This window comes from Chryseobacterium tructae (assembly GCF_030409875.1).
GTDB lineage: Bacteria > Bacteroidota > Bacteroidia > Flavobacteriales > Weeksellaceae > Chryseobacterium > Chryseobacterium tructae.
Genome location: NZ_JAUFQR010000001.1, coordinates 1,616,087 through 1,635,686 on the forward strand (window position 1 = coordinate 1,616,087; position 19,600 = coordinate 1,635,686).

Here is a 19,600-nt window from a genome sequence, read left to right on the forward strand (position 1 = left end):
TTTTAAAGACGGGGCATCACCTCTTTAAGCCATTTATTTCCAGGTACTATTCCCCAAAAAACAAAATCTCCGGGAGAGCCGGAGATAAAAACACAAATGATGAAAAAAAATTATTTCGAGCCCCAAAAATAGATGTATTATTATATACAATTATGATATAAAAGCGTAAAAAAATGATAATAAATTACACCCAAAAAGGTAACGGCAAATGAGATTATATTTACATTTGATTGAAACTGAATGTCTTGCGGATATTGGGTTTCTGTAATAAAAACTATCTTTCTATAGACTTCCTGAATTGCGTTGGAGTCAGTCCTGTCTTTGACTTAAAAAATTTAGTAAAATTGGTAAGCTCTTTAAATCCTAAATTATAAGAAATCTCACTCACATTTAATTGATTATACATCAAATTTCTTTTAATTTCTAAAATCATCCTGTTAATTAACCACTGTTTTGGGGTTTCCTTTTCCACTTTAAGAAAAGCTTTTTGAAGTGTTCGAAGAGCTATCTTCAATTCTTCACAATAGGAGTCTAGGCTTAGGTGTCTGTCTAAATTTTTGTTTACCAGTGATTTAAATCTGGCCACTAAAAGTTTATCTCCACAAAATTCCAGGTTGATTTTAGAATTTATGGATATCTCTTCCGCAATCAAAAGTATGTTAAACAAATAATTATTTAATATGGTGCTTTGTACCTCTCTATAAGGTCTGTTCAATTCACTTTTTATGTAACCGAATAAAGCTAATACTTCTTCAAACCTGTCTCCTAAATTGAAATATCGTATATTCAAGGGATCATTAAACAAACTGGTTTCACTATAAAATTGAGTTTGGGTACTGTTCTGACAAAGAAACTCCTCAGTGAAGATCATTATTCTGCTTTTATAATGAACAGGAGTATCAAATTGGCAGATTTGATTCGGGGAAACAAATAAAATATGTTTTTCCTTAATAGGTATTGTTTTAAAATCAATAGTAATTGTTCCTTCGCCTTCACAAAAAAGATGAATGCAGTTAAATAATATTTTATGCGGCTGGAAAAGTTGAGTAGGTCTAGTCGATAGAAGATCAGATATTCCTTTTGTTGTGATAAAATGAAGACTATTTTCACTATGCAGAAAAGGTTCAATTTTAAAATCTTCCATAAAGTTATTTTTTTCAATTAAATATATGAAAACACTAAATTATTTTATTATAATCAGTGTTCATTTATGAAATTTTCAGACCAAAATGAGTGGGTATTGGTAATATGAGATATAATTTTAGAGCAGAATTCAATAAACAAAATAATCATTTGTTAGGAATGGGGTCAATATTAAGATTTTGAAGACTTTTTCAAAATACATTCCGTGGAGAATACGGGATTCGAACCCGTGACCTTTTGACTGCCAGTCAAACGCGTCACTTTTTTTCCATTTTATGGCTTCCTGAGATGAATAATTAATTTTTTAAATTTACAATTAAATTTGAAAACAATGACCCCAGAGAAAAAGAAACTCATGACAGACAGCTTCGGACGTTCAGAAACGCTGAAATTCTATAACGCAGAACTCCTGGAAGTAGAAACTGATTTTGTTTCTATTAAAATTCCCAAAATGGAAATGATGACCAGAAAAGCAGGCATGTTCAATGGGGCAATGATAGCTTCTCTTGTGGATGTTTCTGCAGGATATGCAGCGGTGAGCCATTATCCGGAAGATTGCTATGTGGTAACCGTTGAATTAAAGTAAACTATCTTCGCCCGGCGATGGGAGACGCTTTGGTATCAAAAGCTTATGTTATTAAAGGAGGCTCTAAAATCAGTGTGATCAGAGCAGAAATCTATGTTCAGAATGAAGGCTCTGAATCAGAAAGCCATGTAGCGACTTCATTGGTTACCATGATGAAAATAAAATAAGATGTTTTTTGAATTGTGTTTAGTAAAATCTTCCATGAATAAAGGATTTAAACTGTTTTTATTCACTAAAATGGAATGGCTTTTGCTCCACAATCCTATAAATATTAAAAAATAACGAAATGAACTTAATTATCCGCTTGTTTGTCACTGCAATAGTGGCTTATCTTTTAACTAAAATTTTACCGGGAGTACATTTTGAAGGTTTTTCTTCAGCCATTATCTTCGCCATTGTACTTGGGGTTTTAAACATATTTGTAAAGCCTGTTTTAAGTCTGTTTGGACTTCCGCTTACCATTCTAACGTTAGGATTCTTTGCCTTGGTCATTAATGCCGGAATTATCCTGATTGCTGATTACTTTATAGACAGTATGGTCGTAGATGGATTCTGGTGGGCATTTATTTTCAGTATTCTATTGTCAATTGTTACTTCACTGGCAAACTCGATGTTCTCAGATGGAGAATAATTCAATGGTAACCTATTTCAAAAATTCCGCTCAATTGAGCGGAATTTTTTATTTTTTAATAAACTTTAAAAGAACTAAATTTCCCTGTTGGGTTTTTAATTTTATAAAATAATTTCCTGCAACAAGATGACTGATCGGAATTTCGCTTACAAATTGATTCTTTGAAACTATTTTTCCACTGCTGTCTATAATCTCATATTCCTGAAAATGTTGATCTGTATTTACTTTTAAAATATCAGACACAGGATTTGGATATACTTTGATGAATACCTCTTTATTTTTCTGTACTGTTTCATGGCTTGACAATGATAAACATGATGGCGGGCTAGTAAGTACTCCGTCTGTAAAGTCATAATACAAAGTGCTTCCCATCGGAATCAAATCGGTACTGATCGTTTGAGGAATGTTTTCAAAAAGAGAGCAGTTATTAAAACGTACATTGGCATTTTCAAAATTCCGGGTTACTTTATACCATAAGTCACATGTTGCAGGCTGCATGGTGATACCCGGCCATAAGGTATCAATGATAAGTCCGTCAATTGTATTAGGGTTCACCATATCAACCATAATACAGCTGCCACTTAGCCATTTGGAAGGCGTTTTAAAATAAATAACAGCGGAAGGAATGCTTCCTGTATAATATTTTTTGCTCATTATGGCTGAGGTAACTCCCTGCCCATTGACAAGAAAGGCTTTGATTTCTTTATTCTGATCAATAGGAATCTGTATACTATTAATAGCTGAGCTTGAACTTAATGTAGGAGTGCTTCCATCAGTCGTATAATATATGGTTCCGCTTCCGGAAATTGTTGCCTGATAAGCATTATAATAATGAGTTGCCATCGGATTTATCGTGAGCTGTGAAAAAAAGAACGTCGATAAAAAGATGGAAGAGAAGAGTATAATTTTTTTCATAAAATAGGTATTAGTTTGTTTTCTCTAAAATTAATGAAAACTTATTAATAAATAAATCACTTACTTTAATTTTAGAAAACTTAAATGTTAATTTTTTCGGTAATTTTTATTTTAAATACTAACTTTGGCAATCTTTGAATTTAATGAAAGGGTTTAAGGAATCATGATGGTTCCTCATATCCGCTAAAAAATGAATATCAACATATGAAACTTAAGTACAGCCTGCTGGCTCTGGCAGCTCCGCTTTTAATGAATGCACAACAACTAATGACGCCTGAAATTCTTTGGACTTTGAAAAAAGTGGGAGTACAGGCAGTTTCACCGGATCAAGCATCCCTTATTTATAAAGTAGGACAAGTAGATCTGAAAACAGAAAAGACAAAAAACGAGAATTACTTCTTGAATGTTCTTAATCATGAGGCTTCTAAAATCGATTTTGGTAAGAAAGCATTGATCCAATGGGATAAAAATGGGATCTATGCTCAGGAAGGAGACAAGATTTATCTTTCAAAAGATGCTGGAAAAACCTGGTCAGAATTCTATACTATTGGTGACGTTGACAATATCGTTATTTCTCCGGATGGGAAAAGAATTGCTTTCAGTAAGCAGGTTTTGGTAGAAAAACTAATGGGGAAAGACAAATACAGTGATACTCCTAAAACTACGGCTCAGGTATATACCGATCTTAACCACAGACACTGGGATTACTTCAATGAAGGAAAATACAACCACGTATTTGTAGTCAATACTTCAGATAAAGTAGAGGCTGCTAAAGATCTTTTAGAAGGGAAAACATGGGATTCTCCTCAAAGACCTTTCGGTGGTGCTGAAGATTTTGTTTGGAGTCCCGATTCTGCCCAGCTTTTATATGTTACCAAGCCTAAAAGTGGTAAAGAGTACTCAACCAGTACCAATACTGATATCTTTGCTTATGATTTAGCTACAGGAGCTACGAAGAACCTTACAGAATCAAACAAAGGATATGATATCAATCCGAAATTCAGCCCTGATGGCAAATCTTTAATTTGGCAAAGTATGGCCAGAGATGGTTATGAGGCTGATAAAAATGATGTAAAAATCTTAGACTGGAAATCAGGGAAAACAACAAACCTTACAGCAGGTTGGGATGACAGCGTTTCCGGAGATGTACTTTGGGGTGCAGATTCAAAAACAATCTATTTTACCGCTGCATACAGAGGAACAAAACAGCTTTTCTCTCTAGATTCAAAATCGGCAAAAGTACAGCAAATCACAAAAGGGGATTTTGATGTAAATGAAATTTTTACAGATAACAAAACTTCACTTATAGTAGGTAGAACTGATGTAAACCATGCTACAGAACTATTCTCTGTAAACCTTAAAAACGGAGAAATGAAGCAGGTTACTGAAGCGAATAAAGATGCTTATGCTAAGTTAGCACAAGGGAAATCTGAACTTAAAATGGTGAAAACTTCGGATGGCAAAGAAATGGGCGTATGGTTCCATTATCCACCGAATTTTGATCCTAACAAAAAATATCCGACATTGGTATACTGCCAGGGTGGGCCACAGTCTGCATTAACACAATATTTCAGTGTAAGATGGAACTTTGCTCTAATGACAGCAAACGATTATATCGTAGTCGCTCCAAACAGAAGAGGAATGCCAGGTTGGGGAACAAAATGGAATGAAGACATTTCAAGAGATTGGGGTGGCCAGCCAATGAGAGATTACCTAGCCGCTACAGATTATGCTAAAACATTACCTTATGTAGATGGGGACAGAGTAGCAGCAGTAGGAGCAAGTTATGGTGGATACAGTGTATTTATGTTAGCGGGAATCCATGAAAACAGATTCAAAACATTCATTGCCCATGATGGACTATTCGATATGAAATCATGGTATCTGACCACTGAAGAACTTTGGTTTGCAAACTGGGATCTTGGTTCTCCATGGGAAAAACCACAGCCAAAAGCTTATACAGAGTTTAACCCAAGCAACTTTGTAGAAAAATGGAACAAACCGATTATGATCGTTCAGGGTGGAATTGATTTCCGTGTACCCTACGAGCAAGGGCAAGAAGCTTTCCAGGCAGCAAAATTAAGAGGATTAAAATCTAAATTGGTTTATTTCCCGAACGAAAACCACTGGGTACTTCATCCACAAAACGGATTGGTATGGCAAAGAGAATTCTTTGACTGGTTAAAAGAAACATTGTAATATATCAATAGAAATATATCAATAGAAGCGGGCTTTAGCCCGCTTTTTTTATAATAGGAAGCACAATTTTAGCCAAACCCTAGGAACCCTATTTTTAAAATCTGCGTAATCAGTATAATCGAGAACTAAAAAACATCAATAGGAGCGGGCTTTAGCCGTTCTGCTTATAATCATAAATTCCAATGGCTTTAGCCAAAACCTAAAGAAGCAGGAATATCAATCTTTTTCATCAGAAGAAAATAATCAAAATGTATATATTTGATCATGCAAAATCGTATTTCTTCATTCCAACCGCTCATCGATGACCAATCTGAAATTTTAATTCTGGGTTCTATTCCAGGAGTGAAATCTTTGGAAATGCAGGAATATTATGCCCATCCACAAAATAAATTCTGGAAGATCATCATGGAATTGCTGAATGAAGAATTTACCGAAGATTATGCTAAAAGAATTGAAAGCCTAAAGAAACATCATATTGCTCTTTGGGATGTTATTGATTCTTGTGAAAGGAAAGGAAGTCTGGATTCTGAAATTAAAAATGAGAAAGCTAATCAGATTGAAAAGCTGGTTGAGGAACATCCAAATATAAAAGCGATCTTTTGCAATGGCGGAAAGTCTTATAAGAATTTACAGAAGCTTCTAGGCAAAAACTATAGACTCCCAATTTTACTAATGCCTTCCACAAGCCCACTGCATACCATCTCCTTTGAAAGAAAATTCGAAGAATGGAAGAAGGTGTTGGAGTTTTTGAAGGTTTGAGAGTATTAGAGTATTAGAGTATTAGAGTATTAGAGTATTAGAGTGGGGTGGGATTGTAAGTTTTAATATCAATGAATTATAAAAGTATAGATTCCTACGGAATGACAAATAGAGCGTTTAGACTATCCGCACACTTTGTCATTCCGTAGGAATCTCAATATTGTATTTTAATAAGAATAGAAAGTTAGTCGCCTAAATAAGCTCTCAATCCTTTCAGTAATTCTAGTTGATTTCTCGTTCTGTCCAGATTATGTTCAGGATATTGAATAGAATAATAGGTACTTCCATTCAGATAATCGGTTAAAAAACGAACCTCTTGAATATAAATAGCGACTTGTGCTGCATAATCAAGGTGATCAGATTCTTCCGGGGTCAGTTTTTCCTTTAGATAGAAAAGAAATCCTTCTTTTACAACCTTATACATTTCAGGATTGAAATTGTTTTCCGCACTTCCGTCATCTTCATGGGTAGTATTGGTATAGGACTGAATCATCGTTCCAAAGTCATACAAAATCGTAGAGATCATCATCGTATCCAGATCAATTACCGCTAACGGATGGTGATTTTTATCAAAGAGTATATTACTGATTTTTACATCAGCATGGATGAGTCTTTTGGGAATCTGATTGGTTTTCTCCATTTCTATCCATTGATCAGGTAAGGAAATAAGCTGGTTGGTGATTTCTATTTCAGCCTTTGCATTTTCCTTTAAATGAGGAACTGCATTTTTCAGTGCCTTTTTATAATCTGCAATTCTTTTTTCAAAATTGAGGAAATTAGGAAGAGTATCTTCAATAGCGGGTAGCTTTTCAGTATTGACGATGCTAAGGAAATAACTGAAGGTTTTAGCTGCCTCAAAAGCCGTCTGTAAAGAGGGGGCGGTAAGAAAGGTAACGCTGTTTTCTACAAAGCTTAACATACGCCAAGGCTCACCATTTTCATCTTTTACCAGAAGTTTATTGGCAAGAGAGGGGATAGGCTCTATGATTTGAAAATGATAATTATTTGATATCAGAAGTTCATTAACCATTAAATGATTGTTGACAATAACCTCCGGCTGTCTGAAGACATGATGATTGATCTTTTGAAGAATAAACTTTTTCTGCTGATCTAAATCTTCTAAAAGGTAAGTTGTATTAATCAGCCCATCAGTGATAGGAGACAGACTGTAATGATCTGTGTTGATAAACTGGGCGACAATATCATTTATTTCCATAAATCTGTTGGGTATCTGTTCTTTTGAATTTCTGATGTCAGGAAATCCTTAATATTCTTTTTATCATCAGCATAGGTTACTCCCATCCATTGAGAAGGAGATCCCTTTACCATTACTTTTGCCTTTTTTTCGTCAATCATTCTCTGAACAGCAGAAGGAATATAAAATTCCTGAGTAAGGGCAGGTTTTGATTCTATGAAATCATAAAAGTAGGTTTCCAACGAATTAAATACTTCAGGATGAAAGATAAAAAAGTTCATGGAAACTAAGGTATCCGGTGCAATTTCTATATTTTCTCCGTTTTCAGTATACATAATAGAATCATTGACCTTTTGAATAGAAGTTTGCTCTTCCACACTGATCAGATTCTGTTCAGCATCTAAAGTGCAAATTCCTCGGGCTACAGTTCCGTGGCCACTTAAGGTGGTGCTTACCGGATAAGCTGCCATTCCAAACTGTGTTTCCGAAATATAGGGTGCGAATCCTTCTGCGGTCAGTTGGTACACTTCCTTTCCATAGAAATCATCTGCATTGATCATGACAAAGGTTCCTGAATCACATCTTTTGCACAAAGAACAGCATGCCCCGTTCCCCAAGGCTTTTGGCGTTCTGAATAATCAAAATTGTAGATCGGAATACTGTCCATTTCCTGATATATCCAATGCAGCTCAAAACCTTTTTCCTCAGAAATGGTGGTGAGGCGTTCAATATAGCTTTGAGGAATTAATGTATTAACGATGATAACTACTTTAGAAAAGCCGGCTTCCAGAGCATCATAGATAGAATACTCCAGAATGGGGGAGCCATTATCGAGTATTCCGTCCACTTGCTTAAGGCCTTTATACCGGCTGCCTAATCCACCTGCAAGGATGAGTAATGTTTTCTTAGAATTCATCAGTCATTCCGAATACAGGTTTACGCGTTTTCCATTTACCATTAGTGAAGTCAGGAATTTCCACTACCTGACCTCCTTTGGCAATAGACTCTTCACTCAATGGAGTAATCGAATACCATAAGGCCAAATCGTAAACGTCCATTGGGAATTCTATATTTCGTTTGATACATTCAATAAAAGTATTCATGACAAAGAAGTCCATTCCACCATGTCCTGCTCCTGCAGCAGTGCTTTCAAACTTCTTCCACATTGGGTGGTCATATTCCTTCATCCATTTTTCCGTGTTGTCCCAACGGTGAGTGTGGTTCATTGTTTTTTCAAAATAAATGTGACCTTGATTAAAGTCTCCCCAACCGAAGTCCTGCCATAATCCTTCTGTTCCTTGTACGCGGAATCCAAGATCATAAGGTCTCTGTAAGCTGGTATCGTGAGTTAAGAGAATCGTTTCCCCATTTTCACAGGCAATTTGCGTAGTTACAATATCCCCTTGGTTGAATTTTACCTTTGCATTCGGATGATTTTCACCCCCTTTTGCATGTTCTACAATATATTTATGCAATCCTACAGATTTGGATGAGAATGAAGAAAGCCTTGTTAAACGGTTTCCACGGTTGATATCCATCATCATTGCAACGGGGCCTAATCCGTGAGTAGGGTAAAGTTCTCCATTGCGCTTTACATAATGTTCCGTTCTCCATTTTGCCTCACTGAATCCTTTTTCTCCAAATTCAGCTCCAGAATTGTAAGGAGTAACTCCATCATTGAAAAGTACTCCTCTCAGATCATGCTGATAGCCACCTCTTCCGTGAACCAATTCCCCAAACATTCCTTTACGAACCATATTCAGAATCGCCATAATATCTCTTCGGTAGCATACATTTTCCATCATGAAAATAGGAACCTTTGTCTCTTCGTACACTTTTACGAATTCCCAGCAATCCTGAAGTTTGATCGCTCCGGAAACTTCCATTCCAACAATTTTTTTAGCACGCATTGCTTCCACACCCTGCGGAAGATGCCATTCCCATGGAGTAGCAATCACAACAGCATCTATCGTTTTTAATTTTAAAAGATTTCGATAGTCATATTCACCGTTTGAAAACTCCTGAGCTGCCGATTTATTGTTGTCTTTTAATATTTTTTGAGATGCTGCAAGCATTCTTTTATCCGGATCAGCAAAAGCAACGATCTCTACATCACTACGTTTAGCTAATAATTTTACATGTTCCTGACCACGAAGTCCTACGCCAATAAAGCCAACACGGACTTTCTTATCTGTTTTAAAATCATTTGAATAGGCAAATAAAGAATTGGGAACAACCAATGCTCCAAAACTTGCCAGAGCTGCGGTTTTGATAAAGTTTCTGCGGGAAGTGCTATTGTCCATTTATTTTTTTTCTAAATATATTAAAACTTTTACAAACAGCGATGGAGTGGGAGCTTGAGAGTTGTAGGGTTTGAGGGTTTGAGGGTTTTAGAGTCGGGGTTCGGATTTAAGAGTGTTACTCTTTTGATATGTGGAGATGAATACCGTAGAGCATTACCTATAATTTCTATAATGACCATTATTTCAATGGATGATTATTCCTCTCCTCCGGAGGGGTGGTAAAAATTCAAAGAATTTTTGCCGGGGTGGTTAATAAAAGATAAAATATAGCTGAAAAAGAATCACTGCCCATAATAAGCCTTGATTACTCTTTCTCTCATTTTGTTTAAGTATTGGATGTTTTTTGTGTTGGATAAAATAATTAAAGAAAGCCCTTTATCAACCAGATGTACCCAATTGGCGCTATGGCCATATCCTTCTCCCTGTCGTTCTGCAAATAGTGTATTCACATGACCAAATTTTTTAGAATATACCCAAAACCCTAGTGCTGTATCTTCAAGGTTTTTATCCGCCGTAAGCATTGTCTCTAATGTAGCCTTCTTAAATAGCTTATGGTTAAATATAGCCTGATCAAAAATAAGAAGATCTTTAGGAGTAGAATACATAGCTCCTGCAGAATAAAAATTATCAATATAGGTATTGGTAGGCATATGGAGAGTAAATGGATCTGATGAATCGGCTGCATATCCTTCATCTATATTCTTGATGATATCATTGTGATGAAGAAACCCGGTGTTTTGCATATTAAGAGGAATTAATATTTGTTCTTTGAGAACTTCTTCAAAAGGTTTGTTGTATATTTTCTCAATAATCTTACCTAGCAGTATAAAATCTCCATTGTTATAGCTGAATTTTGTTCCGGGTTTATTGACTAATTTTTCAGAAAGAAAAGTCGTAATAAAATCATCAAGATTCCAGATCGTATTGTCATAAGCCTGATGAATAAGTTCTGGTGAGCTGATATCCTTATTTTCCCGGCCACTGCTATAGGTGAGAAGATTTCGTATTGTTGCTTTTGTTCCCGCTTCTCCCTTGTATTCGGGATAATAGGTAGAGATGGTAGCCTCCAAATTGATTTTTCCCTTTTCATAAAGCTGCATAATCAATACTGCCGTAAAGGTTTTGGTAAGCGAAAAGATATGAAACCTCGTTTCATCAGAAAAGCTGATGTTATAATGTCTATTGGACAAACCATTATAAGTAAGTAATTCGGTCTTTCCATTCAAAGCCAGTAAAACAGAACCATTGAAATTATCCTTCTTTACGCAGGAATCAATCACTTGCTCAACTTTCTGCATTTGTGGATAGGCTAAATGAATGATGAGCAATAACAATCCTGAAAGTAGTTTTTTCATAACAATGGTTTTATAATAGGGTCAATAGATGAAGGTACCTATAATACTGGATTCCTCTCTTACAATCTCAAGCTTATTGATTTATCCATGCCTTTCTTAAAGCAAGTTGTTTTGAATCGGGATTAGGTATCAGACTTACTTTTCCCGTGTTTTCATCATAAACAAAACCTACTTTTGTAAGATATTCTTTCAAAGGAATAGGCTGGGTGCCTTCTATAAAATCCTTAAAAAATGTACGGATTTCCGGATAGGTCATTTTGGTAATTTCATCAAACAGATCATCATCATTGAAGTATTTACCCTCGCCATATTTTTTCATCAATTCTAGCATCAGATCCTGAGTTCCCATTTTTCCTCCTGAAAGTTCTCGTAATCTGATATCCAGACATAACCCGAGTAATGCTCCTTTTTGATAAAAATTCATATACTGATCCTGTCTGGTCATTGCATTTTTACTGATTTCCGTGAAAGATAATTTATCATCGAATTCCTTCATCCCTTTTATCTTTTCCTCCAACGTTTTTTCAAAATCCTCCAAACTGATCATTTTTTGTTTTATTGGCATATGAATAGTTGCATATTCCGTCATACCCTCATATAACCACAGGTGTTTAGACATCACAGGATTCAGAAAGTCATAATGCTGAATTTCTCCTGAGTGAATGTTGAGAGGAGTCACGATATGAAAAAACTCATGGGAGGCCACTCTGTTTAAAGCATCAGGAAGAAAGTTCATGCTTCCGGAACGATAGAGGCAGACTGTAGAATGAGAATGCTCCAGCCCGTCTCCCAAATATCCACTTTCATTTGAAGATTCATAATAGATCAGGAAGGCATATTTATTGACAGGTAAAGTTCCTCCCAGGTACGCCTGTTGATTCTTCAAAATATTCTCTATTTCACGAGCTATTGTTTTCGAATAATGCCGCTCTTTACTGTTATAGAAAGATACAAGTACTTCAGTATGTCCTATTTTCAACCATGTTGTATCAGGAACGCAATATAAAACAGGAGAGTCTACCAATTGTCGGTAATCTTTAGCCCAAACCCTATCGGTGTTTTTATTTTTCTGTTGATAATTCAGAGCAGAAGAAGCATAAAAATCTTTATTTTTTGTAATGTTAATCTGATAAGGAATGTCCTTCATTTCTTCAAAATATCCTACCAGAGAATTATAATTGATCACAAAGACACTGTCCTTTTTAAACATGGTGCCTGGAGACTTGGCTTCTTGGGTATCCTTTTCCAAAGAATCCCATCCATCAGCAACCTGATAGGATATTTTTTTTACACGCTTTAAGTCGTGTACCATCCAGCTATTTTTATCCAGTCGTTCGGTATGTATTTTTTTTCCGTTTTTATCGGTCGCTGTAAAATTAGAAACGTATTGCCCAAAGTTCATGGCCTGATAAAATCCGGGAACCAGCTTGGGAATAATAAACTTTCCCTGGTTAAGATTATTTTTAGGCGGAGCAAAAGAAACCGAGACTTCATCATTGGATACATGAAGAAGGTCTATATGGTATTCGTAATTTCTCTTTGATTTTTGGGCAATAATTACATTAGGAAGTAGAACCAGTACAAAAAGTAACTTTATCAGGTTATTCATCTGTCTTTTAGTTTTTATGAAAGTACAAAAATTGGCAAGGTTAAATCTTATTTTTCCATATAATATACCTCTTCATAAGGTTGGATCAATACCCAGCCGTGTCCTGAAAATTTCATCTGGAATTCTTCACCGCTCCCTCTTCCGATAAGACTTTTGAAAGATACATTAGTTTTCAGTTCAGGGCTGAGGTTTCCAGACCAGGCAACAGTAGCATTAGGATCGGTAAAAACAGGTGTGTCAGGAGTTACCAATAAGGTTAAAGGATCACCATGAGTAGTAATGGCAATATGGCCGGTTCCGGAAAGCTTTACCTGAAAAAGACCACCGGACATCATGCCTGCAATACTTTTCAGCATTGTAATATCACTATTTACACTTTGTTCGTGAGCTAAAACGTCATTTCCATTCACACAAACCGATTCATTATTCAAATAAAGGATGCGAACCTTTTTACCAGAGTCTGCAACATACAGTTTCCCTGTACCCTCAGCTTTCATCAGCTTGCTTCCTTCTCCACTGATGGCTTTTTTCAGTAAGTTTCCAATTCCACCTGCCAGCATGCCCTGTCTTTCAAAGTTGATATTTCCTACGTAGCTTACCATACTTCCTTTTTTAGTCCAAACGGCTTGATTATTAAGGTTGATTTCTAAAAGGTGTTTGGTTTCCAATTCAAAATAATCCCTTTGTTGTGGATTCTCCTTAGTCTCATTGATAAATGCTTCAATTGAATATTTGCTCATAATTATAATTTTTTAACTGGTTGTTTTTATAGAGTGTTATTGCTTTAGTTTGTCGAAGTTATACTCCCTTTTGTTACTTTTAGGGTTCAGATCCATAAATTTTAAGTCTCGATCAGACAGGTTTTCCATCATGTTCTTCGCAGTTTTCATTATCATTTACATAATTATTTTCAATTTTTAAACGAATGCCAAACGATATAAACCCGTATTCTTCAATCCGTCCGATCCAGCTGAATGATTCAGTTGTGTATTTATTATGATTCGGACTATCAATGAATTATATCTTGCTTGTAGATTCTATACTCAATCTCAATTTTCCAAAAATACTCTTTTTAACCTTTCAAATTTCCCATAAAATCACGGTTTTATATTTGATTGAAAAATAATACTTGACAAAGGGGTGTTCAATGTCGTATATTTGCACTCCGAAAATTACACCTTGTAATTTCAATAATTTTTAAACCGTAATTTAAAAAATGAAAACATCAGATTTTAATTTTGATCTTCCTGCGGAATTATTGGCAGAACACCCATCAGAGCACAGAGATGAAGCTAGATTAATGGTACTTGATAGAAAAACAGAAACTATCCAGCACAAATTATTCAAAGATGTAGTAGATTATTTTGACGAGGACGATTTGTTTATCTTCAACAATACTAAAGTTTTCCCTGCACGTCTTTATGGAAACAAAGAGAAAACAGGTGCTAAAATTGAAGTTTTCCTTTTAAGAGAGCTTGATAAGGAAACAAGAGTTTGGGATGTTTTGGTAGATCCGGCAAGAAAAATCAGAATTGGTAACAAATTATTCTTCACTGAAGATGAGTCTTTGGTAGCTGAAGTTATCGATAACACGACTTCAAGAGGGAGAACATTAAGATTCTTATTCGACGGTTCTTATGAAGAATTCAGATCGAAATTGAAGGAATTAGGAGAAACTCCACTTCCAAAATATATCAAAAGAGCAGTAGAGCCGGAAGATGCAGAAAGATACCAAACAATCTACGCTAAAGTAGAAGGAGCGGTAGCAGCACCTACAGCAGGTCTTCACTTCTCTAAACACTTGATGAAGAGATTAGAGATCAAAGGAATCAATTTTGCTGAAGTTACCCTTCACGTAGGATTAGGAACTTTCAACCCAATTGAGGTAGAAGATCTTTCTAAGCACAAAATGGAATCTGAAGAGATCATCATTGATGAGAAAAATGCTTTGATCATTAATAAAGCAGTAGAATCTCACAGAAGAGTTTGTGCAGTAGGAACAACTACCATGAGAGCATTGGAAACTTCTGTTTCTTCAAACAAAAAAATCTCTGCTTTCAACGGTTGGACAAACAAATTCATCTATCCACCTCACGATTTCGGAGTTGCTAACTCAATGATCACAAACTTCCACACACCGAAGTCTACATTGATCATGATGATTGCTGCATTTGCAGGAAGAGATTTTATTATGCATGCTTATGAAGAAGCCGTAAAAGAAAAGTATAAATTCTATTCTTACGGTGACGCAATGTTAATTCTATAAAAAAAGATATTAGGGAATAGGTTGCAGGTAATTGTTATCTGCAACCTGCAACCTAAAATCTACAACTTTACAATGAAAGATATCCGTACATTATCACTAGATCAGCTTAAAGAATACTTTGTTTCTTTAGGAGAAAAGCCGTTTCGTGCGAAGCAGGTCTATGACTGGTTATGGAGTAAAAACCTCCATTCGATCGATGAAATGACGAATCTTTCGAAACCACTTCGTGAAAGAATTTCCGAAGAATATACCATTAATCCCGTATCCGTAGATCTTCTTCAAAAAAGTACTGACGGAACCATCAAAAATGGAGTGAAACTTCACGATGGATTATTGGTAGAATCTGTTCTTATTCCAACAGAAACAAGAACAACAGCTTGTGTATCTTCACAGGTAGGCTGCTCATTGAATTGCGAATTCTGTGCTACTGCCAAACTCAAGAGAATGAGAAATCTTGAAGTAGCAGAAATTGTAGACCAGGTTGCTCTGATTGACAGCCAAAGCAGAATGTATTTGACAGACCCCTTTCCAATATTGTATTCATGGGAATGGGAGAACCAATGATGAACTACAAAAATGTAGTAGAAGCCATCAGAAAGATCACTCAGCCGGAAGGATTAGGAATGTCACCAAGAAGAATTACTGTTTCTACTTCAGGAATTCCAAAAATGATCAAAATGCTTGCTGATGATGAATTGCGTGTGAAACTTGCATTGTCTCTTCACTCAGCGATTGAAGTAAAGCGTAATGAAATTATGCCTTTCTCAGATAAATTCCCATTAACGGATATTATGGAGGCACTTCAGTACTGGTATCAGAAAACAGGTTCGGTAATTACTTTCGAATATTGTGTATGGAAAGGAATTAATGATGGTGATGAAGATATCAAAGCTTTAATCAAATACTGTAAACAGGTTCCTTCTAAGGTAACCTTATTCAATACAACCCAATCGGGGACGGAAAATACGACCAATGTAACAAACAGGCTGAAGAAAACTATATCCGTCAGCTTGAAAATGCAGGTATTACAGTAATGGTGAGAAGAAGCCGTGGAGGTGATATTGATGCTGCTTGTGGTCAGTTAGCCAACAAAAATGCAGATTAAAATTTCCTTAAAAAAAACTTAATTTCCCCTTAAAACATAGCTTAAAGCCCTACCTTTGCACAAAATTATTTTGTGATGATGGAGTATTTTATGAGCGAGAACGGACTAGAAAATGTATATGCATGGTCGATTCCATTGCATGCTACAGTTATTTTAGCCGAAATGATTTATAGCCACGTGTCAGAGGCAAAGTTATACAGTGGAAAAGACCTTGCTACAAATGTTTATCTTGCTTTGATGAACTTTGGTCTTGACCTGATCATGAAGGCGTTTGCAATGGGGGTGATGTTTTTCTTTTACAGCCACAAACTTTTTTCATGGGATCTTAGCATTTGGTACTTAATAGCTTGTTTTATAATCACGGATTTTGCTTACTATGTCTTGCATTATGTGGATCATCGTTCCAGAGCTTTCTGGGCTGTTCATATTACGCACCATAGTTCAGAATTTTTCAACCTTACGACGGGGTTCAGAAGCCCGGTTTTACAGCCGCTTTACAGATATTTATACTTCTCGCCATTAGCGTTCCTAGGATTCAATCCTTGGCATATCATGGTAGCGTATGCTATAGGGCAGGTATATGGAACATGGGTACACACACAGACGGTAAAAAGTATGGGATTCTTAGAATATATATTGGTAACTCCTTCTCACCACCGTGTACATCATGCTTGTAATATTAAGTATCTGGATAAAAATATGGGAATGTGCCTTATTATCTGGGATAAGATATTCGGTACTTTCCAGAAAGAAGACCCGAATATTCCTGTAAAATATGGGATCTATCCAAAAATGCCGGACAACAGACCTGATACGGTACTCTTCTATGAATGGAGAAAAATCTGGAAAGATTTGAAACAGCCAGGATTAAAATTTACAGATAGAATCAACTATATTTTCAATTCACCGGGATGGCGACATGACGGAACCGGAAAAACGGTAAGACAATACCAAAAAGAATACTTTGCAAAGCAGGCACAAAAAGAGCAGGGAAAGAATGAAAAACAGCAGAAAACTGCATAATGATCAATAAAAATCTATAAATAAGGACGGGCTTTAGCTCGTCCTTCTGTTTTTTGAAAATGAACGAAACTTTAATCACGCGCCACGTATCCCGTAATTCACAGCTCCCATATTCTAACCTACACCAGCTCAGCAATCTCTCCATTTAAACTAAAAGTCCTATTTTTGCCCTATGAAAAGAACACTTCTGCTATTGGCTTTTCTTGCCTTTCAAGCCGCATTTTCTCAACAAACAGATTTCCTGAAAATAAAAAAATACAGAGTCAGCCATCTGGATGACAAGATTCAGGAGACCTCCGGATTGAATTTCTTTAATGGAAAATTGTATACTTTCAATGATAGCGGAAATGCCCCTGAATTATTTGAAATCAATAAAACCTCAGGAGAAGTAGTTAAAACATTAAAAGTAAATGCTAAAAATACCGATTGGGAAGCGCTAACGAGTGATGGCAGTAACTTCTATATTGGAGATTTCGGAAATAATGACGGAAGCCGAAGACATCTTACCATTTATAAAGTACCGTTTCAGGGAGACAGTCTGCAAAATAGCCAGGTAAGAGAGATTAAGTTTCACTATCCTGAACAAACGGATTATATATCGAACTATTACAAGACAGATTTTGACGGAGAAGCAATGGTATATGCTCATGGGAAACTTCATCTTTTTACTAAAGAATGGGTGTCAAAATCGACAGTTCATTACGTTATAGATCCTGAAAAGACTGAAAAACAGGATGCTGTAAAAGCAGAAGTCTATAAAACTAATTTTATGGTGACGGATGCTGCTTACTTTGATAAAAAGCTTTATTTGGTCGGGTATAGCAAAAAAACAGAAGTATTTATGGATGTTTTTACAGAAACTGAACCTGGAATATTTTTTAAAGAAACCCCTAAGCATTATTATTTAGGAAGTGCTTTGTCAATAGGACAGGTTGAAGGAATTGCAGTGGATGAAACAGGAATGTCTATTTCAGCAGAAAAATTCAAATCTCCATTAGGAAAGACAAAGCCTTCACTTTATTTTATTCCTAAAGACCAATTCAGGGATTAATTTTTCGCTTAAAATTGAGCGAAAAAAATTATCTTTGTGAGAATTAATAATTTTATTCACCCAGCATTCGCAGATTGTGGCAAATATCGTAGAAGAAATCAAGCAACCGATCAATGATGAAATGAAACTTTTTGAACAGAAGTTTTATGAGTCAATGCAGAGTAAAGTAGCTTTATTGGATAAAGTAACCCGTTTTATTGTTACTACCAAAGGGAAGCAGATGCGCCCTATGTTTGTGTTTCTTTGTGCCAAGCTGGTAGGAAGTGTTACAGAGAAGACCTATCGTGGAGCTTCCATGATCGAATTGATTCATACAGCGACCTTGGTGCACGATGATGTGGTGGATGAAAGTTTTAAACGTCGTAATTTCTTTTCTATTAATGCATTATGGAAGAATAAGATCGCTGTTTTGGTAGGAGATTACTTATTATCAAAATCGGTATTATTATCTACAGACCATAAAGATTACGATTTACTAGGTGTCATTTCAAGAACCATTCGTGAAATGTCTGAAGGAGAGCTTCTACAGTTGGAGAAGGCCAGAAAACTGGATATTACAGAAGATGTCTATTATGAGATTATCCGTCAGAAAACAGCCACTTTAATTGCCGCCTGCTGCGAGATTGGAGTATTGTCTAACAATGCAGACGAAACTCTTGCCAAAAAAATGCAGGACTTCGGTACTTTTACAGGAATGGCTTTCCAGATCAAAGATGACCTTTTCGATTATTTAAGCTCCAATGTAATTGGTAAGCCTGTAGGAATTGATATTAAAGAAAAGAAGATGACTCTTCCTTTAATACATACCCTGAAAGCAGCCAATGAAAAGGACCGAAAATACTATTTCGATACAATTAAGCGTTATAATAACAATCCAAAACGCGTAAAAGAGCTGATAGAGTTTGTTAAAAATTCCGGGGGATTAGAATATGCTATCACCGTAATGAAAGATTTCCAGCAGAAGGCAAAAGATATTCTAAATGAATTCCCGGAGTCTGAAGCAAGAAAATCTTTACATAGTATGCTGGATTATGTAATTGAGCGAAAATTTTAAATTAAATAATTTTTAGGGTTACAATTATAACGGCTAGAACAATACAAAATAAAGCGATTAAAAATAAATAATCCGCAATACTCTCATAGGTGTATTCCCGCTGTTCTTTATTTGTTCTGATAGCCAGAAATGAAAAGAAACAGCTGAACGCAAAAAGGATGCAGGCAAAACCCGCGAATTCGTCCAAATACGTATTCTGGCTGATCTTAGCGATTTTCAATGAGGTAATAATAATCAAAGAAAATCCCAAAAGATTGCTGGATGCATTCAAAATATGGGGTGACTTTTTATCCATCTTTTACAATTTTTTTCAAAATAAAGCACAATTTTTATTATTATCAAATTTTTAAAAAAGATTATTAAAAATTAAAATTAATTTAAAAAGTGTATATTAGCGGAATACTTG

19 protein-coding genes, 1 tRNA gene and 1 pseudogene are annotated in these 19,600 nt (G+C 35.7%); 10 read left to right on the forward strand and 11 right to left on the reverse strand.

Annotated features, from left to right (window positions below; translation table 11 throughout):
* Positions 1–274 precede the first annotated feature (274 nt).
* Both QWZ06_RS07850 and QWZ06_RS07855 read right to left on the reverse strand, forming a co-directional pair.
* Complete coding sequence (locus QWZ06_RS07850; RefSeq protein WP_290297005.1) at positions 275–1,144, reverse strand: AraC family transcriptional regulator; 870 nt, start codon at positions 1,142–1,144, stop codon at positions 275–277.
* 205 nt (positions 1,145–1,349) lie between these two features.
* Positions 1,350–1,427 (reverse strand) — tRNA-Ala (locus QWZ06_RS07855).
* A 47-nt stretch (positions 1,428–1,474) separates the two neighbouring features.
* Between QWZ06_RS07855 and QWZ06_RS07860 the strand changes: the two genes are divergently transcribed.
* From QWZ06_RS07860 to QWZ06_RS07870, 3 genes are all read left to right on the forward strand, one after another.
* A complete protein-coding gene (locus QWZ06_RS07860; RefSeq protein ID WP_290297007.1) occupies positions 1,475–1,729 on the forward strand; it encodes a PaaI family thioesterase in 255 nt (84 codons plus the stop codon).
* A 17-nt stretch (positions 1,730–1,746) separates the two neighbouring features.
* Complete coding sequence (locus tag QWZ06_RS07865; protein ID WP_290297009.1) at positions 1,747–1,896, forward strand: hypothetical protein; 150 nt, start codon at positions 1,747–1,749, stop codon at positions 1,894–1,896.
* Between the two features lie 119 nt (positions 1,897–2,015).
* Positions 2,016–2,360 carry a phage holin family protein gene (locus QWZ06_RS07870; protein ID WP_290297011.1) on the forward strand — a complete coding sequence of 115 codons (345 nt, stop codon included), beginning with the start codon at positions 2,016–2,018 and terminating at the stop codon, positions 2,358–2,360.
* A gap of 48 nt (positions 2,361–2,408) precedes the next feature.
* Here the strand turns inward: QWZ06_RS07870 and QWZ06_RS07875 are convergent, their stop codons facing one another.
* Entirely contained in the window at positions 2,409–3,275 is an 867-nt protein-coding gene (locus QWZ06_RS07875; protein WP_290297013.1) for a T9SS type A sorting domain-containing protein, read from the reverse strand.
* A gap of 204 nt (positions 3,276–3,479) precedes the next feature.
* On the opposite strand from QWZ06_RS07875, the gene QWZ06_RS07880 reads away from it, so the two are divergent.
* Complete coding sequence (locus QWZ06_RS07880) at positions 3,480–5,474, forward strand: S9 family peptidase (RefSeq protein WP_290297015.1); 1,995 nt, start codon at positions 3,480–3,482, stop codon at positions 5,472–5,474.
* 264 nt (positions 5,475–5,738) lie between these two features.
* Positions 5,739–6,233, forward strand: a complete 495-nt coding sequence (locus QWZ06_RS07885) for a DNA-deoxyinosine glycosylase (RefSeq protein WP_290297016.1) — start codon at positions 5,739–5,741, stop codon at positions 6,231–6,233.
* A gap of 184 nt (positions 6,234–6,417) precedes the next feature.
* On the opposite strand, the gene QWZ06_RS07890 is transcribed toward QWZ06_RS07885, so the two are convergent.
* The 7 genes from QWZ06_RS07890 to QWZ06_RS07920 form a co-directional block, all read right to left on the reverse strand.
* Positions 6,418–7,449, reverse strand: coding sequence for a phosphotransferase enzyme family protein (locus QWZ06_RS07890; RefSeq protein ID WP_290297018.1), 1,032 nt, complete (start codon positions 7,447–7,449; stop codon positions 6,418–6,420).
* On the reverse strand, positions 7,440–7,988 hold the full coding sequence (locus tag QWZ06_RS07895; RefSeq protein WP_290297019.1) for a hypothetical protein: 549 nt from the start codon (positions 7,986–7,988) through the stop codon (positions 7,440–7,442). The genes QWZ06_RS07890 and QWZ06_RS07895 overlap by 10 nt, the downstream gene beginning before the upstream one ends.
* Entirely contained in the window at positions 7,985–8,344 is a 360-nt protein-coding gene (locus tag QWZ06_RS07900) for a glycosyltransferase family protein (RefSeq protein WP_290297022.1), read from the reverse strand. The genes QWZ06_RS07895 and QWZ06_RS07900 overlap by 4 nt, the downstream gene beginning before the upstream one ends.
* The gene (locus QWZ06_RS07905; protein ID WP_290297023.1) at positions 8,334–9,731 is read right to left on the reverse strand and encodes a Gfo/Idh/MocA family protein; all 1,398 of its coding nucleotides are present in this window, start codon (positions 9,729–9,731) and stop codon (positions 8,334–8,336) included. Before QWZ06_RS07905 ends, QWZ06_RS07900 begins: the two co-directional genes overlap by 11 nt.
* Before the next feature lie 281 nt (positions 9,732–10,012).
* Positions 10,013–11,086, reverse strand: a complete 1,074-nt coding sequence (locus tag QWZ06_RS07910) for a serine hydrolase domain-containing protein (RefSeq protein WP_290297024.1) — start codon at positions 11,084–11,086, stop codon at positions 10,013–10,015.
* A gap of 73 nt (positions 11,087–11,159) precedes the next feature.
* Positions 11,160–12,695 carry a M61 family metallopeptidase gene (locus tag QWZ06_RS07915; RefSeq protein ID WP_290297025.1) on the reverse strand — a complete coding sequence of 512 codons (1,536 nt, stop codon included), beginning with the start codon at positions 12,693–12,695 and terminating at the stop codon, positions 11,160–11,162.
* Positions 12,696–12,742: 47 nt separating this feature from the next.
* Positions 12,743–13,435, reverse strand: a complete 693-nt coding sequence (locus QWZ06_RS07920; RefSeq protein WP_045499102.1) for an AIM24 family protein — start codon at positions 13,433–13,435, stop codon at positions 12,743–12,745.
* 476 nt (positions 13,436–13,911) lie between these two features.
* Here QWZ06_RS07920 and queA point away from each other — a divergent pair, with 476 nt between their 5' ends.
* From queA to QWZ06_RS07945, 5 genes and pseudogenes are all read left to right on the forward strand, one after another.
* Complete coding sequence (queA, locus tag QWZ06_RS07925) at positions 13,912–14,961, forward strand: tRNA preQ1(34) S-adenosylmethionine ribosyltransferase-isomerase QueA (protein WP_290297028.1); 1,050 nt, start codon at positions 13,912–13,914, stop codon at positions 14,959–14,961.
* Positions 14,962–15,033: 72 nt separating this feature from the next.
* A pseudogene (gene rlmN / locus QWZ06_RS07930) lies at positions 15,034–16,066 on the forward strand (dual-specificity RNA methyltransferase RlmN).
* 75 nt (positions 16,067–16,141) lie between these two features.
* Positions 16,142–17,089 (forward strand): sterol desaturase family protein, encoded by a 948-nt coding sequence (locus tag QWZ06_RS07935; protein WP_290297030.1) that lies wholly within the window; start codon positions 16,142–16,144, stop codon positions 17,087–17,089.
* Positions 17,090–17,261: 172 nt separating this feature from the next.
* Positions 17,262–18,140, forward strand: a complete 879-nt coding sequence (locus tag QWZ06_RS07940; protein WP_290297031.1) for a hypothetical protein — start codon at positions 17,262–17,264, stop codon at positions 18,138–18,140.
* Between the two features lie 76 nt (positions 18,141–18,216).
* Positions 18,217–19,194, forward strand: coding sequence for a polyprenyl synthetase family protein (locus QWZ06_RS07945; RefSeq protein WP_290297033.1), 978 nt, complete (start codon positions 18,217–18,219; stop codon positions 19,192–19,194).
* Position 19,195: 1 nt separating this feature from the next.
* On the opposite strand, the gene QWZ06_RS07950 is transcribed toward QWZ06_RS07945, so the two are convergent.
* Positions 19,196–19,489, reverse strand: a complete 294-nt coding sequence (locus tag QWZ06_RS07950; protein ID WP_290297035.1) for a hypothetical protein — start codon at positions 19,487–19,489, stop codon at positions 19,196–19,198.
* Between the last annotated feature and the right edge of the window lie 111 nt (positions 19,490–19,600).

What these genes read in the sequence shown, in the direction of transcription:
- QWZ06_RS07850 (WP_290297005.1), bottom strand. Translation starts at nt 1,144, where the DNA reads ATGGAAGATTTTAAAATTGAACCTTTTCTGCATAGTGAAAATAGTCTT.
- QWZ06_RS07860 (WP_290297007.1), top strand. Translation starts at nt 1,475, where the DNA reads ATGACCCCAGAGAAAAAGAAACTCATGACAGACAGCTTCGGACGTTCA.
- QWZ06_RS07865 (WP_290297009.1), top strand. Translation starts at nt 1,747, where the DNA reads ATGGGAGACGCTTTGGTATCAAAAGCTTATGTTATTAAAGGAGGCTCT.
- QWZ06_RS07870 (WP_290297011.1), top strand. Translation starts at nt 2,016, where the DNA reads ATGAACTTAATTATCCGCTTGTTTGTCACTGCAATAGTGGCTTATCTT.
- QWZ06_RS07875 (WP_290297013.1), bottom strand. Translation starts at nt 3,275, where the DNA reads ATGAAAAAAATTATACTCTTCTCTTCCATCTTTTTATCGACGTTCTTT.
- QWZ06_RS07880 (WP_290297015.1), top strand. Translation starts at nt 3,480, where the DNA reads ATGAAACTTAAGTACAGCCTGCTGGCTCTGGCAGCTCCGCTTTTAATG.
- QWZ06_RS07885 (WP_290297016.1), top strand. Translation starts at nt 5,739, where the DNA reads ATGCAAAATCGTATTTCTTCATTCCAACCGCTCATCGATGACCAATCT.
- QWZ06_RS07890 (WP_290297018.1), bottom strand. Translation starts at nt 7,449, where the DNA reads ATGGAAATAAATGATATTGTCGCCCAGTTTATCAACACAGATCATTAC.
- QWZ06_RS07895 (WP_290297019.1), bottom strand. Translation starts at nt 7,988, where the DNA reads ATGATCAATGCAGATGATTTCTATGGAAAGGAAGTGTACCAACTGACC.
- QWZ06_RS07900 (WP_290297022.1), bottom strand. Translation starts at nt 8,344, where the DNA reads ATGAATTCTAAGAAAACATTACTCATCCTTGCAGGTGGATTAGGCAGC.
- QWZ06_RS07905 (WP_290297023.1), bottom strand. Translation starts at nt 9,731, where the DNA reads ATGGACAATAGCACTTCCCGCAGAAACTTTATCAAAACCGCAGCTCTG.
- QWZ06_RS07910 (WP_290297024.1), bottom strand. Translation starts at nt 11,086, where the DNA reads ATGAAAAAACTACTTTCAGGATTGTTATTGCTCATCATTCATTTAGCC.
- QWZ06_RS07915 (WP_290297025.1), bottom strand. Translation starts at nt 12,695, where the DNA reads ATGAATAACCTGATAAAGTTACTTTTTGTACTGGTTCTACTTCCTAAT.
- QWZ06_RS07920 (WP_045499102.1), bottom strand. Translation starts at nt 13,435, where the DNA reads ATGAGCAAATATTCAATTGAAGCATTTATCAATGAGACTAAGGAGAAT.
- queA (WP_290297028.1), top strand. Translation starts at nt 13,912, where the DNA reads ATGAAAACATCAGATTTTAATTTTGATCTTCCTGCGGAATTATTGGCA.
- QWZ06_RS07935 (WP_290297030.1), top strand. Translation starts at nt 16,142, where the DNA reads ATGATGGAGTATTTTATGAGCGAGAACGGACTAGAAAATGTATATGCA.
- QWZ06_RS07940 (WP_290297031.1), top strand. Translation starts at nt 17,262, where the DNA reads ATGAAAAGAACACTTCTGCTATTGGCTTTTCTTGCCTTTCAAGCCGCA.
- QWZ06_RS07950 (WP_290297035.1), bottom strand. Translation starts at nt 19,489, where the DNA reads ATGGATAAAAAGTCACCCCATATTTTGAATGCATCCAGCAATCTTTTG.